The sequence below is a fragment of the Halorubrum sp. Atlit-8R genome (assembly GCF_003666025.1).
Classification (GTDB): domain Archaea; phylum Halobacteriota; class Halobacteria; order Halobacteriales; family Haloferacaceae; genus Halorubrum; species Halorubrum salinarum.
The window spans coordinates 336,015-348,942 of the sequence record NZ_QPLV01000002.1 but is presented as its reverse complement, the minus strand read 5'-3'; the positions used below and the strand labels follow the sequence as shown (position 1 = coordinate 348,942).

Genomic DNA, 12,928 nt, shown 5'->3' with positions numbered 1-12,928 from the left:
GACCGCCCGGTACGTCGTCAGTACCGTGGGAGGGTTCGGTTTCGAGGGACGGCGATCGGTCGAGTTCGGTCCGGGAGCCGTCACTGGCGCGATAGGGGATTCGATTACGGTGATCCCGCTCGTCGTCGCGCTGGCGCTGCTGACGGACGTCTCGCTCCCGCACGCGCTCGTCGCGTTCGGCGCGTTCCAGATCGTCTGGGGGGTCCGGTACGGGCTGCCGGTGTCCGTGGAGCCGATGAAGGCGCTCGCTGCGCTCGCCATCGCCGGCGCGCTCACGTACGCCGAACTCGCGCTCGCGGGGGTGGTACTCGGGGTCGTCCTCCTCGCGATCGGACGCACCGGGACGCTCGCGTCCGTCGAGCGGTGGATCGGCGAGCCGGTCGTCCGCGGCGTCCAGTTCGCGGTGGGTCTCGTCCTCCTGGAGACGGGACTCGGCCTCGCGGTCGAGGATCCGCTCGTCGCGCTCGCCGGGGTCGCCGTCGCCGGCGGGCTCGCGCTCGCGGGCCACGGGAAGGCGAGCGCGCTGGCCGTCGCCGGCGTCGGCGTCGCGACCGCGCTCGTCGTCGCCGGCGTCCCCTCGCCCCGGCTCCCCGGTGCGCCGCCGACGCCGGCGTTCTGGGCGGCGCTCACGCGGGCGGCGTTCGACGGCGCGGTCGCGCAGCTGGCGATGACCATCGGCAACGCCGCGCTGGCGACCTCCCTCCTCTTCTCGGACCTGCTCGACGCGGACGTCACGCCCGACGAGCTGTCGACGAGCATGGGCGTGACGAACCTGATCGCCGTGCCGCTGGGCGGCGTCCCGATGTGTCACGGCTGCGACGGGGTGGCCGGCAAGTACGCCTTCGGCGCCCGCACCGGCGGCGCGAACGTCGTGCTCGGCGCCGGCTACCTCGTCGCCGCCCTCTTCGCCACGCCCGCGCTGATCGCCGCGTTCCCGCTGGCGATGCTCGGCGCGCTGCTGGCCGTCGTCGCCGTCTCGCTGGCGCGCAACGTCACCGACTCCGACAACCGCGCGCTCTCGGTCGGGATCGGCCTCCTCGCGCTCGCGACGAACCTCGGCGTCGCGTTCCTCGTCGGCATAGCCGTCCACCTCGCGTGGGGGCGGATCGGCGGATAACGCGCCGTGAATGTGGTGATTTCCGTGCCCGGTGGCGCGTGCCGACGAGCGCCCGTAGGGCGCGAGTCGCACGCGCGAGGGAGTCGCTGGCGGCTGGCGCCGCCAGCGACGAGGCTGGGGAGGCGTGTGGTGCGGTTGCCGTGCGGTGCGGGGCGGACTCAAAGGGGCAGTTACCGGCGGCGAAGCCGCCGGTTGCTCGTGGCGCGTAGCGCCACGCTGCCGCGAGGGCGACGTAGGCGACGCAAGCACTGGAACGAGGAAGCGAACGCAGTGAGCGACCGAGTGAAGCGCGCAGCGAGCGTACGTCGCCCTCGCGGCTGGGGCTTCGGCGGTGTCCGTCGCCGATTCGCACTCGACCATCGATAAGTAAGCGGCCGGGGCTCTCGGAGAGGCGACGACGATGGCAGTTCCTGATACGTCGACTCCGAACTCGGTGCCGAGGGTCACTGACAAGATCTCTTCGGTCCACACGTCCTCGTCTCGGCCGCACCCACCGGACCTATACCGCTCGATCCCCTGTCTCTCGCGTATATGCAGTTCTGTGACGACTGCGGCTCGATGATGATCTCTCGCGACGGGGAGATGGTGTGTCAGAACGACGACTGCGGCGCCACGACCGAGCGCGACGAGGCGCTCGCCGCCGAGTTCGAGTCGACGACCGAACAGACCGGCGACGAGGTGATCGAGACGGAGGAGGGCGCGAACTTCGAGGGGAAGCCCACCGCCGACGACGTCGTCTGCGACGAGTGCGGTCACGGCGAGGCGTGGTACACGATCAAACAGACCGGCGCCGCCGACGAGCCGCCCACGCGGTTCTTCAAGTGCAAGGAGTGCGGCCACCGCTGGCGCGGGTACAGCTGACCGCGATGGACGCGGTTCCATCGCGGCGACCGTCCCTCCGCGCGTCCGCCGTCCGCGCGCTCGCGGCGCTCGCGGTCGTCGCCCCCGCGGCGTTCCTCCTCGGCCGCGCGGTCGGGTTCTGGCGCGTGCGGCTCGCGGTCGGCAAGCTGCTCGCGCTGCTGCCCGAGGAGGGCGCTCCGGACCACGTCCGGGTGCTGCCGCCGCCCGCGGACGAGTACGCCGGGACGGTCCCGACGAGCCCCGCGGAGACCCGCGCGATGCTCCCCGACCGGGGCTTCTCGGAGCTGATCCGGGCGTACTTCCACGCCTACGAGCGCGACGGGGAGACGGTCCACGAGGTGGGCAGCTTCGTCCACCGTCCCGAGGGGCTCACCGGCGACTGGCAGGTCCACGTTCGGCTGTTCCCCGCGCCCGACGGCTCGACGGAGATATGGGCTCACTGGGAGCGGAACCCGTACGTGGCGCCGCTGGCGCACCTGCGGATGGAGGGGTACGATCCCGCCCGCGGGGAGCGGATCGCGGCCGAACTGATCGACGACCTACGATAGGCGACCGACCCGCCCCCGCCGCCCGCTCACGGCTTGTCGCTAAGCTGCTCCCCGAGGAACGCCGCGGCCGCCTCGCCCACCGTTCCGCTCCGCCCGACGAAGAAGTGGTCCGACTCGAACGCGACCGTCTCGATCCCCAGTTCCCCCGCGCGCTCGACCACGGGCTCCCAGTCGGCCGTCGAGTCCCGGGTCGCGTACAGCACGCGCGTCGGCACGCCGCGCTCGACGAGGTCGCCGAGCGCCGCGACCGCGTCGACGTCGGGGTTCAGCCGCGCCGTCGGGGCGAGCGCGCAGACGCCCGCGAGGTCGGGTCGCGAGGCGGCCGCGACGAGCGCGACCGTGCCGCCGAACGAGAAGCCGAAGAGGCCGACGCGGTCGTAGCGCTCGCGCGCCCAGCCGACCGCCGCGTCCGCGTCGGTGGTCTCGCCGTACCCCTCGTCCCAGTCGCCGTAGTCGAACCGGAGGCAGTCGACCCCGCGGTCGGTCAGCGCGTCGCTCACGGCCCGCAGCCGCTCGTCGCCGCGGTGGCCGCGCTGCTGCGGGTGTGGCGGACAGGCGACGACGACCGCGTCCGCACGCGGCGCGTCGTCGGAACCTTCTCGGGCGCCGTCGCTCGCGGCGGTGTCGAGCGTGGCGCGCACGTCGCGGCCGCCGGGGATCAGGACGGTGTCGCTCACCGGGTCCGGCCTCCGCGGTCGCCGTCGCTCTCCGTCACGGGACCTGCGTCACGCGGTCGACGTTATCGAGGGCGGCGAGGTCGGCCGCGAGCGCCTCCTGGTCGACGCCCGCCTCGTAGTAGAACACGATGTCGAAGGCGCCGTCGCGGAGGAGCTGCTGGCACTCCCAGACGAACTCCTCGCCGTCGAGCGTCAGCCCCTGGAACTGGTTCGACGAGAAGTTCGTGTCGTCGTTGCCCGCCTCGATGTACGTCTCGCCCTTGTCGGCGTGGTCGGCGATGACCTCGTTGGCGGCGACCGTCAGCTCGTGCATCTCCAAGTCCTGCTGGCCGTCGAGGTCCGTGTGGACGATACAGCCCACCAGCTCGATGTCACCGGGCTCCAAGAGGGCCTTCGTACGGGTGTATAGGTCGGCGTCGACGGTCTCGCTCATGGGTCTCCGTTCCGGCTCCCGTAATAAACGGGTGACGGTTCACCGGGCGGGGGCGCCGGCCGTCGACGCGGCTCAGCGCCGGAGCGACACGACGACGCCGTCCCCGCTCGCGTCGGCCTCGACCAGGCCGTCGTCCGCGAGGTCGTCGACGAGCCCGCGGAGCCACTCCCGGCCGTGGTCGCCCTCGGGCGCGTAGTCGACCCGGATCCGGTGGCCGAGCGCGTCCAGCTCCATCTCGTCGTGCTCGCCGAGCAGGCGGACGATCCGGCCGCGGAACTGCCGCCTGCTCCCCTCGAAGCTCGGCTGCTCCGGCACGTCGGGCGCGGTGAAGTCGCCCGTCTGGTAGGCGTGACACCACTCGCGCCACGGGCAGCCCGCCTCGTCGCAGCGCGGCTTCTTCCCGCAGGCGACGCCGCCGAGCTCCATGACCGCGTTGTTCCACACCCGGGACTCGCCCGCTGGCATGAGCGCCGAGGCGATCCGCTCGAAGGCGTCGTCGTCGTCCGGGGCGTCGAACGCGCGGTACAGCACCCGCTTCACGTTGGTGTCGACGACGGCGTCGCCGTCGTTGAACGCGAACGATGCCACCGCGTTGGCGGTGTACGGGCCGACGCCCATCAGCTCGCGCAGCCCCTGGGGGTCCTGCGGGAACGCCCCGTCGTAGTCGTCCTCGACCTGCCCGGCCGCCTCGTGGAGGTACTTCGCGCGGTTGTTGTACCCCAGCGAGTGGTCCGACCAGAACGCGACCACGTCGGCGCGGTCGGCCGCGGCGAGGGCGGCGGTCGTCGGCCACTCGTCGAGGAAGTCCTCCCACGCCGGCACGACCCGGTCGAGCTGGGTCTGCTGGCTCATCACCTCGCTGACGAGAATCTCGTAGGGGTCCTCCGTGCGGCGCCACGGGAAGTCCCGGTGGTCCGCCTCGTACCAGTCGACGAGCGCCCCGCGGACCGCGTCGAGGTCGGCCGGGAGCTCGGGGACGCCCTCCGCGTCGGTCATGCGGATCCCTCCGGCCGGCGGCGGTTTATCGGTGCTGGTCCCCGTCGGCGACGACGGACTCCATCGTCCGCGGGTCGCGGTCGGGACCGGGGTACGTCCCGCCGACCGCGTCCGGGTACAGCTTCGCGGGGTCGAACACCGTCGCGAACGCCCGCGGCTCCCGGACGCTCACGGGGAGGCGGTCGCGGAGCCCGGCCGCGGCCCCCGGCCCGGTCAGCGACGGGTCGAGGGTCACGACCTGCATCGCGCCGCCCCGGTACGCGGACGCCAGCGCGGGGTGGTCGTCCGGGGGCTGCGCCGCCGGTTCGCGCCACTCCTCGACCGCCGCGCGCCAGTCCGCCGCTAGGTCGGGGTCCGACAGCGACGCGATCACCGCCTCGGCGTCGTCGAGGAGCGGGTCGCTGGCGACGAGCGTCGTCCACGCGTGCGACCGCAGCGCGTCGAGCGCCTCGCGCGCGGCCCCGCCGAGGAGGAGGTCGGCCGCGAGCGCGTCGGCGTCGGCGACGACGCGCGCCGGACTGGGCTCGCGGGGCTCGGCGACCGCGTCGCCGCCGGAGGAGTCCCCGGCCTCCCGCGCCGCTCGCGCGTCGTCGAGGGCGCGCCGCACGTCCGCTTCGTCGCGGTCGCCGTCGAGCGCGGCCGCGCGCTCGAACAGGTCGCCGAAGGTCATGTGTCACGGTCGACGCCGCGGGCGTATCGTCCTTGCGGCCGCGCTCGGCTCCCGGGGCGAATGCGCGGTCTCCGGTTGGCGGGTTCACGACATCTACGTAAGACGTGACAATGTCACACAGACACATTAACATTGGTCACACGGAGAGCCGCGCTAATCACCACGGAGAGGGGGCAATCCGAGGCGTTCGACCCCGGTTCAGAGCGTCTCGACGGGGCGTCTCACCGGAAACTCGGGCTCGTGTATGTCACGGACCTACATATTTATGTGGTGAGCGACACTCACGGACGATTGTTAACAATGGAAACCGAAAATGGAGGTGCCGGAAACAAGCATAACCGGGAAAACGACTCGACGACGGATTCGGTCGCACAGTCATCGGTCCGTCGACGGCGGTTTCTCCAGGCCGCCGGCGCGGGCACGGCGGTCGCGCTCGCCGGCTGTTCGGGCGGCGGGGGCGGCGACAGCGGCCCCGTGACGCTCGGCGCCGCGTACATCCTCTCGGGCTTCGCGTCGCTGTACGGCGAGGAAGCCGAACGGGGGATCGAGTTCGCGCAGACGCGGATCAACGAGAACGGCGGGATCGACGGTCGCGACCTGGAGGTGCTCGTCCGCGACACGGAGGCGAGCGGCGACACGGCGATCCAGCAGATCCGCAGCCTCGTTCAGGAGGACAACGTCGACGGGCTGTTCGGGCTCGACTCCAGCGGCGTCGCGCAGGCGGTCGCGCCGCAGATCTCGCAGCTCCAGATCCCCTTTATGATCACGCACGCGGCGACCCCGTTCGTCACCTCGCCGCAGGGCGAACACGAGGACTCCGTCGGGAACGAGTACGTCTTCCGCGACTCCAACAGCCTCGCGCAGGACATCTACGGGGCCGCGCGGGTCGCACAGGAGCTCGACGCCACCGAGTGGGCCACCATCGGTCCGGACTACGCGTTCGGGTACGAGACGTGGGACTACTTCCAGGCGTACTGCGACGGCCTCGGGGTCGAGGCCGAGTTCACCGCGGAGCAGTTCCCGGCGCTGGCGACGAGCGACTACACGCCCTTCATCAGCTCCATCCTCGACGCTGACCCGGACGCGGTGCTCACCCCGCTGTGGGGGGCCGACCTCACGACCTTCATCGGGCAGGCCGAGGACGCGGGCTGGTTCGACCAGATCGACCACACGCTGTTCAGCGTCGGGATGGGGACGGACTACCCGAGCGACGGGAGTCCGCTCCCGGAGGGCGAGTACGCCTCAACCCGGTACGACCCGTTCGTCCCCGACACCGAGCAGAACAACTCGTTCCGCGAGGACTACTACGAGGAGTACGGGACGCTGCCGACGTACAACGCCGAGGGCGCGTACCGCGCGCTCTACCTGTACAAGGAGGCGATCGAGTCCGCCGGCAGCACGGACACCGACGCGCTCCTCGACGAGTTCAGCGGCATGGAGCACTCCGGGCCCGTCGGCGACTACCGGTTCAGCGAGACGAACCAGGCGACCGTCGCGTCCATCTGGGGCACCGTCACGTACGACGACGAGTGGGAGAGCAACGTGCTCGATCCCGTGAACCGGTACGAGGCCGGTCCCGACGTGCTGTCGGAAGCGCTCGGCGACTCCGACCTCCCGACGGGTATCTAAGCCCGTCGCGATCCCCATGAGTCTCACATCCCTCGTTCCGCTGATCGGTATCTCCGACGTCGTCATCGGGCTGAGCCTCGGCAGCCGCCTCTTCCTGATCGCCGTCGGGCTGAGCCTCATCTTCGGCGTGCTCGGCGTGCTCAACTTCGCGCACGGCGGGTTCTACATGCTCGGGGCGTACGTCACCCTCGCCGTCGTCTCGAACGTCGTCGACAACTTCTGGGTCGCCGCGCTCGCGGGCGCCCTCGCGGTGGGCGTCGTCGGCGCCGCGATCGAGCTCTCGGCGATCCGCCGGCTGTACGAGCGGGTCGACTCGGACCTCGACCAGCTCATCGTCACGTTCGGCTTCGTGCTCGTGATCCACGAGACGGTCCGGTTCGTCTGGGGGTCGGGCTCCTACTCGATCGATCCCCCGGACGTGTTCAACTTCTCCGTGTCGCTCGGCGGGAGCACGTTCAACGCCTACCGGCTGGTCGTCATCGGCCTGGCCGTCGCCGTGCTGATCGGGCTCTGGCTGTTCATCACGCGCACGTACTTCGGATCGCTGGTCAGGGGGACGTCCTCCGACCGCGAGATGGCGGCCATGCTCGGCGTCGACGTGCCGCGGCTCTACACCGGGGTCTTCTTCCTCGGCAGCGTGTTGGCCGGGCTCGGCGGCGCGCTGTCGGCGCCGCTCCAGGCGACCAGCCCGGCGCTCGGCGACCAGGTGATCATCGACGCGTTCATCGTCGTGGTCATCGGCGGGCTCGGCTCCATGGGCGGCGCGTTCGTCGGCGCGATGCTCATCGGCATGATGCAGAGCCTCGGCCCGCAGTTCGTCAGCGCGGGCAGCATCGCGATCCCGTTCCTGGCGATGGTGATCGTGCTCCTGATCCGTCCGGAGGGGCTGTTCGGGGGGATCGGCGAATGAGCGCGACCGACACCGGCGGCCGGGTCAGCCGGTTCGGCTCGGCCGTCGCCGAGGGGTGGACCCGCGAGCGGTTCGGCCTCCTCTGCGCCGTCGCGCTGGTCCTGATCGCGTTCGGGCCGCCGTTCCAGGTGTACCTGTTCACCGACTTCCTCGTCGTCGCGCTGTTCGCGCTCGGGTTCAACCTGCTGTACGGCTACACGGGCCTGCTCTCGTTCGGTCACGGCCTGTTCTACGCGGGGGGCGCGTACGGGATCGCGATCGTGTTGCGGGACCTCGGCCCGGTGATCGCCGACGTCGTCGGCGCCGGGATCTCGCCGCTCGTCACGTTCGTCGTCGGCGGCGTCGTCGGGCTCGCGCTCGTCGTCGTCGTGGCCCTCCCCGTCGGGTGGCTCAGCGTTCGGCTCGAAGAGATCTACTTCGCGCTGATCACCCTCGCGTTCGGGATGTTGGGCTACTCGCTTATCATTCAGGACCCCGCCGGGCTGACGAACGGGACCGACGGGATCATCGTTCTGCTCGGGACCGTCGACCTCGGCGGTGCGAGCGTCCCGGTCGGCGGCCGGCGGGTCTACTACGTCATCTCGGCGGTCACCGTGGTGACGGCGACGTACGGGGTCTGGCGCGTCGTCAACTCCCCGTTCGGAACCGTCTGTAAGGCGATCCGCGAGAGCCCCGACCGCGCGGCCGCGCTCGGGATCGACGTCAGACACCACCGCTGGATGACGTTCATCCTCTCGGCGATGATCGTCGGCGTCGCCGGCGTGTTGCGCGCGGGGCTCGCGAGCGTCGCGTCCCCGGGGCTCACGCACTGGTCGACCAGCGCGATCGCGGTCATCGCCACCGTGATCGGCGGCGCGACCTATTTCTCCGGGCCGATAGTCGGCGCGTTCGTCTTCCTGTACATCCGGTGGGCGATCAGCCGGTTCCCGGCGCTCGAAGCGTACTGGGAGCTGTTCTTCGGCGCGCTGCTCATCGCCGTCGTGCTGTTCTTCAAGCAGGGGGCCGTCGGCGGCCTCCACCTGCTCCGCGATCGGCTGGTCGGAGACGGCGGTGCCGGCGGGTCGGACCGAGGGGGCGGCGGCGCCCTCGACGCCGACGCGAAGCCGACCGCGCCGGGCGAAGCGGCCGAATCGGGCGACGACAACGCGCAGACGGACGGAGGTGACGCCTCGTGACGACCGTACTCAAGACCGAAGATCTCCGCAGACAGTTCGGGGAACTGACCGCCGTCGACGACGTCTCCATCGAGATCGACGACGACGCGATCACCAGCATTATCGGCCCCAACGGGGCCGGGAAGACCACCTTCTACAACCTGCTGACCGGGGTGCTCCAGCCGACGGCCGGGTCGATCTGGCTGCGGAGCGGCGACGGGGACGACCTGACCGACATCACCAGCGCGGAGCCGCACGAGGTGGCGCAGGCGGGGCTCTCCCGGTCGTACCAGATCACGAATATCTTCGAGGGGCTCACCGTCCGCGAGAACGTGCGGGTCGCCCGGATCAGCCACGACGGGTCCCGGCTCGACTTCCGCTCGCGGGCGACCGGCGACGAGTCGGTCGAGGCCGACGTCGAGGAGCTGCTGGCGCTCACCGGGCTGACCGACATCGCGGACGCGGCCTGCGACACGCTGAGCCACGGCGAGAAGCGGACCGTCGAGATCGCCTTGGCCCTCGCCATCGAGCCGAACGTGTTCCTGATGGACGAGCCCACCGCGGGGATGAACCCGGCGGAGGTCTCCGAGATCGTCTCGCTGATCCGGGAGCTCGACGCGGACCTCGACGCCACGTTCGTCGTGACGGAACACAACATGGACGTCGTCACCGACATCTCCGACCGGATCGTCGTGCTCGCCGAGGGGTCGATCCTCGCCGACGGGACGCCGGAGGACGTGTTGGCGGACGAGCGAGTGACGGAAGCGTACCTAGGGAGTGACAGCGTATGACGATACTCACGGTCGACGACATAAACACGTACTACGGCAACAGCCACGTCCTCCACGGCGTCTCGCTGGAGATCGACGAGGGGGAAGTGGTGACGCTGCTCGGGCGAAACGGCGCGGGGAAGACGACGACGATGCGCTCTATCGTCGGCGCCTCGCCGCCGCGGTCCGGGTCGATCATGTACCGCGGCGAGGAGATCACGGGGCTGTCATCCGACGAGATCAACGGGCTCGGGATCTCGCTCGTGCCCGAGGACCGGCGGGTGTTCCCCACCCTGACCGTTCAGGAGAACCTCCGCCTGGCGCACAACCTCGCGAGCGACCCGCGGCCGGTCGAGGAGATGTACGAGCTGTTCCCGGCGCTCGACGACCTCCGGGACAGCAACGGACGGAACCTCAGCGGCGGCGAACAGCAGATGGTGTCGGTCGCTCGGGCCCTGGTCCAGGCGCCCGACCTGCTGCTGCTCGACGAGCCGACCGAGGGGCTCGCGCCGGTGATCGTCGACGACCTCGAAGAGATCGTCCAGACGGTGGTCGACCAGAACGTCACGGTCCTGTTGACCGAACAGAACGTCGACTTCGCGTTCGGGCTCGCCGAGCGAGGGTACATCATGGACACCGGCGAGATCGTCTTCGACGGGACCGTCGAGGAGATCCGGGAGCGCGAGGACCTCCTCGAGACGTACCTCTCCGTGGGGACCGCCGATGCCTGAGGAGCTCACCCTCCGCCCGTTCTTCTGGCGGGCGACGCGGCTCTTCCCGGAGACGGAGGTCGTCTCCCGCACCCACGACGGGACCGACCGGTACACGTACGCCGACTTCGGCGACCGCGTCCGTCGGCTCGCGACCGCCCTCGACGACCTCGGCGTCGAGCCCGGCGACCGCGTCGGGACGCTCGGGTGGAACACGCACCGACACCTGGAGGCGTACTACGCGGTCCCGCTCTCGGGCGCGCAGCTCCACACGGTGAACCTCCTGCTCCAGGACGACAACATTGAGTACATCGTCAACGACGCCGCGGACGACGTGCTGATCGCCGACCGCGAGGCCGTGGCGATCCTCGACCGCCTGTGGGACCGGATCGACGGCGTCCGCGAGGTCGTCGTCATGGACGACGCGGTGCCGGAGACGGAGTCGGACCTGCCGCTGTCGGCGTTCGAGGAGCTGATCGCGGACGCCGAGCCGACGGCGTCGTGGCCGCCGCTCTCCGAGGACGACCCGGCCGGGATGTGTTACACCTCCGGGACGACGGGGCAGCCGAAGGGCGTCGAGTACACGCACAAGATGCTGTACGCCCACGCGATGATGGTGATGACGCCCGCCGCGCTCGACATCGCCGAGGACGACGTGGTGATGCCGGTCGTCCCCATGTTCCACGTGAACTCGTGGGAGTTCCCGTACGCCGTGACCATGGCGGGCGCGAAGCAGGTGTACCCGGGGCCGTCCCCGGACCCCGCGGACCTCGTGGACCTGATCGAGTCCGAGGGCGTCACGCTGACGGCGGGCGTCCCGACGGTCTGGATCGACGTGCTCGATCACCTCGACGAACACGGCGGCGACCTCTCCTCGCTGGAGCGGATCGTCGTCGGCGGGAGCGCGGCGCCCCGCGAGGTGATGCGCCGGTACGAGGACGAACACGACGTGACCATCGAACACGCGTGGGGGATGACCGAGACGATGAGCATCGGCTCGGTGTCGCGGCCGACCTCCGGAACCGCGGACGGCGACCGCGAGGCGGCCCTCGACAAGCGGGCGAAGCAGGGGCTGCTCTCGCCCGGGCTGGAGATGCGGGTCGTCGGGGACGACGGCGAGCCGGTCGCGTGGGACGGCGAGGCGTTCGGCGAGCTGCTCGTCCGGGGGCCGACGGTCGTCGGCGAGTACTACAATCGCCCGGATGCCAACGAGACGGACTTCGTCGCGGCCGAGGACGGGGGCGCGCGCTGGCTCCGCACCGGCGACATCGCCACCGTCGACGAGGACGGCTACATCGAGGTCGTCGACCGCGCCAAGGACGTTATCAAGTCGGGCGGCGAATGGATCTCCAGCATCGAGCTGGAGAACGCCCTGATGGCGCACGACGACGTCGCCGAGGCGGTCGTGATCGCGGCCCCGCACGAGCGCTGGCAGGAGCGCCCGCTGGCGTTCGTCGTGCCGAAGGCGGGCCGCGAGCTCGACGTCGAGGCCGTTCGATCCTTCCTCGAAGAGGAGTTCCCGCGCTGGTGGCTCCCGGACGACGTCCGCTTCCGGGAGGAGATCCCGAAGACCGCGACCGGGAAGTTCGACAAGAAGACGCTCCGAGAGGACGTCGAGGACCCGGAGCTCCCGTACGCGCCGGGCGACGGAGGCGGAGCATGACCGGCGACGACCCGACGCCGGGCGACGCGCTCCCGGACCTCTCGGGGAAGGTCGCCGTCGTCACCGGCGGCGGGCGCGGGATCGGACGCGCGATAACCCTCGGAATGGCCGCCGCGGGGGCGACGGTCGTCCCCTCGGCGCGGACGGCCTCGGAGGTCGAGGCCGTCGCCGACGAGGCCCGCGAACTGGGCGTCGAAGCCCGCGGGATCCCCGCCGACGTGACCGACGACGCCGACGTGGAGTCGCTCGTCGACGAGACCGTCGAGGCGTTCGGCTCGCTCGACGTCTTAGTCAACAACGCCGGGTTCAACCCCGGCGACGCGCTCGGCGACCCGGCCGAGATCGAGTCCGACGCGGTCGACGGCGTCCTCGACGTGAACCTGCGGGGCGCGTTCCGGACGCTCCGGGCCGCCGGCCCGCACCTCCGGGAGGCCGAGGGGAGCGTCGTCAACGTCGCCAGCGTGGCGGGCGAGGTCGGCCTGCCGAGACAGCACCCGTACGTCGCGTCGAAGCACGGGCTCGTCGGGCTGACGAAGAGCGCGGCGATGGACTGGGCGCCGACCGTCCGGGTCAACGCCGTCGCCCCCGGCTACGTCGCGACCGACCTGACCGAGACGCTCCAGGAGAACGAGCGGCTCCGGCAGTCGATCCTCGACCGGACGCCGCTCGACCGCTTCGCGGAGCCGACGGAGATCGCGGGCCCGGTCGTCTTCCTCGCGAGCGACGCGGCGAACTTCGTCACCGGCGAGACGCTCGCCGCGGACGGCGGCTGGACGGCGCGGTGAGCCGC

General features: G+C 71.0%; 14 protein-coding genes. 10 read left to right on the top strand and 4 right to left on the bottom strand.

What is annotated here, in order from left to right:
* Positions 1 to 25 precede the first annotated feature (25 nt).
* The 3 genes from DVK05_RS07580 to DVK05_RS07570 all read left to right on the top strand — a co-directional run bounded on the left by DVK05_RS07580 (position 26) and on the right by DVK05_RS07570 (position 2,526).
* Positions 26 to 1,117, top strand: a complete 1,092-nt coding sequence (locus DVK05_RS07580; RefSeq protein ID WP_121562775.1) for a putative sulfate/molybdate transporter — start codon at positions 26 to 28, stop codon at positions 1,115 to 1,117.
* A 531-nt stretch (positions 1,118 to 1,648) separates the two neighbouring features.
* Positions 1,649 to 1,978: a transcription factor S gene (locus tag DVK05_RS07575; RefSeq protein ID WP_121562774.1), complete on the top strand. Its 330-nt coding sequence runs from the start codon at positions 1,649 to 1,651 to the stop codon at positions 1,976 to 1,978.
* A 5-nt stretch (positions 1,979 to 1,983) separates the two neighbouring features.
* Positions 1,984 to 2,526, top strand: a complete 543-nt coding sequence (locus DVK05_RS07570; protein ID WP_121562773.1) for a hypothetical protein — start codon at positions 1,984 to 1,986, stop codon at positions 2,524 to 2,526.
* A gap of 26 nt (positions 2,527 to 2,552) precedes the next feature.
* Here DVK05_RS07570 and DVK05_RS07565 read toward each other — a convergent pair whose 3' ends face one another.
* The 4 genes from DVK05_RS07565 to DVK05_RS07550 form a co-directional block, all read right to left on the bottom strand.
* The gene (locus DVK05_RS07565; protein WP_121562772.1) at positions 2,553 to 3,203 is read right to left on the bottom strand and encodes an alpha/beta hydrolase; all 651 of its coding nucleotides are present in this window, start codon (positions 3,201 to 3,203) and stop codon (positions 2,553 to 2,555) included.
* 34 nt (positions 3,204 to 3,237) lie between these two features.
* On the bottom strand, positions 3,238 to 3,636 hold the full coding sequence (locus tag DVK05_RS07560) for a DUF5778 family protein (RefSeq protein ID WP_121562771.1): 399 nt from the start codon (positions 3,634 to 3,636) through the stop codon (positions 3,238 to 3,240).
* A 72-nt stretch (positions 3,637 to 3,708) separates the two neighbouring features.
* Positions 3,709 to 4,632, bottom strand: coding sequence for an A/G-specific adenine glycosylase (locus DVK05_RS07555; RefSeq protein WP_121562770.1), 924 nt, complete (start codon positions 4,630 to 4,632; stop codon positions 3,709 to 3,711).
* Between the two features lie 25 nt (positions 4,633 to 4,657).
* Positions 4,658 to 5,302: a hypothetical protein gene (locus DVK05_RS07550; RefSeq protein ID WP_121562769.1), complete on the bottom strand. Its 645-nt coding sequence runs from the start codon at positions 5,300 to 5,302 to the stop codon at positions 4,658 to 4,660.
* Positions 5,303 to 5,602: 300 nt separating this feature from the next.
* On the opposite strand from DVK05_RS07550, the gene DVK05_RS07545 reads away from it, so the two are divergent.
* The 7 genes from DVK05_RS07545 to DVK05_RS07515 are packed head-to-tail and all read left to right on the top strand — an operon-like array spanning position 5,603 to position 12,923.
* Positions 5,603 to 6,931, top strand: coding sequence for an ABC transporter substrate-binding protein (locus DVK05_RS07545; RefSeq protein WP_121562768.1), 1,329 nt, complete (start codon positions 5,603 to 5,605; stop codon positions 6,929 to 6,931).
* A gap of 16 nt (positions 6,932 to 6,947) precedes the next feature.
* Positions 6,948 to 7,841, top strand: a complete 894-nt coding sequence (locus tag DVK05_RS07540) for a branched-chain amino acid ABC transporter permease (protein ID WP_121562767.1) — start codon at positions 6,948 to 6,950, stop codon at positions 7,839 to 7,841.
* The gene (locus DVK05_RS07535) at positions 7,838 to 9,016 is read left to right on the top strand and encodes a branched-chain amino acid ABC transporter permease (RefSeq protein WP_121562766.1); all 1,179 of its coding nucleotides are present in this window, start codon (positions 7,838 to 7,840) and stop codon (positions 9,014 to 9,016) included. The genes DVK05_RS07540 and DVK05_RS07535 overlap by 4 nt, the downstream gene beginning before the upstream one ends.
* The gene (locus DVK05_RS07530) at positions 9,013 to 9,786 is read left to right on the top strand and encodes an ABC transporter ATP-binding protein (RefSeq protein ID WP_121562765.1); all 774 of its coding nucleotides are present in this window, start codon (positions 9,013 to 9,015) and stop codon (positions 9,784 to 9,786) included. Before DVK05_RS07535 ends, DVK05_RS07530 begins: the two co-directional genes overlap by 4 nt.
* Positions 9,783 to 10,496, top strand: a complete 714-nt coding sequence (locus DVK05_RS07525; protein WP_121562764.1) for an ABC transporter ATP-binding protein — start codon at positions 9,783 to 9,785, stop codon at positions 10,494 to 10,496. Before DVK05_RS07530 ends, DVK05_RS07525 begins: the two co-directional genes overlap by 4 nt.
* On the top strand, positions 10,489 to 12,138 hold the full coding sequence (locus DVK05_RS07520; protein WP_121562763.1) for a long-chain fatty acid--CoA ligase: 1,650 nt from the start codon (positions 10,489 to 10,491) through the stop codon (positions 12,136 to 12,138). Before DVK05_RS07525 ends, DVK05_RS07520 begins: the two co-directional genes overlap by 8 nt.
* Positions 12,135 to 12,923 carry an SDR family NAD(P)-dependent oxidoreductase gene (locus DVK05_RS07515; RefSeq protein ID WP_121562762.1) on the top strand — a complete coding sequence of 263 codons (789 nt, stop codon included), beginning with the start codon at positions 12,135 to 12,137 and terminating at the stop codon, positions 12,921 to 12,923. The genes DVK05_RS07520 and DVK05_RS07515 overlap by 4 nt, the downstream gene beginning before the upstream one ends.
* Positions 12,924 to 12,928 lie beyond the last annotated feature (5 nt).

Bases quoted from the DNA above. Each gene is read 5' to 3' on its own strand.
- DVK05_RS07575 (WP_121562774.1), top strand. From the start codon at position 1,649: ATGCAGTTCTGTGACGACTGCGGCTCGATGATGATCTCTCGCGACGGG.
- DVK05_RS07570 (WP_121562773.1), top strand. From the start codon at position 1,984: ATGGACGCGGTTCCATCGCGGCGACCGTCCCTCCGCGCGTCCGCCGTC.
- DVK05_RS07560 (WP_121562771.1), bottom strand. From the start codon at position 3,636: ATGAGCGAGACCGTCGACGCCGACCTATACACCCGTACGAAGGCCCTC.
- DVK05_RS07555 (WP_121562770.1), bottom strand. From the start codon at position 4,632: ATGACCGACGCGGAGGGCGTCCCCGAGCTCCCGGCCGACCTCGACGCG.
- DVK05_RS07550 (WP_121562769.1), bottom strand. From the start codon at position 5,302: ATGACCTTCGGCGACCTGTTCGAGCGCGCGGCCGCGCTCGACGGCGAC.
- DVK05_RS07545 (WP_121562768.1), top strand. From the start codon at position 5,603: ATGGAAACCGAAAATGGAGGTGCCGGAAACAAGCATAACCGGGAAAAC.
- DVK05_RS07540 (WP_121562767.1), top strand. From the start codon at position 6,948: ATGAGTCTCACATCCCTCGTTCCGCTGATCGGTATCTCCGACGTCGTC.
- DVK05_RS07535 (WP_121562766.1), top strand. From the start codon at position 7,838: ATGAGCGCGACCGACACCGGCGGCCGGGTCAGCCGGTTCGGCTCGGCC.
- DVK05_RS07525 (WP_121562764.1), top strand. From the start codon at position 9,783: ATGACGATACTCACGGTCGACGACATAAACACGTACTACGGCAACAGC.
- DVK05_RS07520 (WP_121562763.1), top strand. From the start codon at position 10,489: ATGCCTGAGGAGCTCACCCTCCGCCCGTTCTTCTGGCGGGCGACGCGG.
- DVK05_RS07515 (WP_121562762.1), top strand. From the start codon at position 12,135: ATGACCGGCGACGACCCGACGCCGGGCGACGCGCTCCCGGACCTCTCG.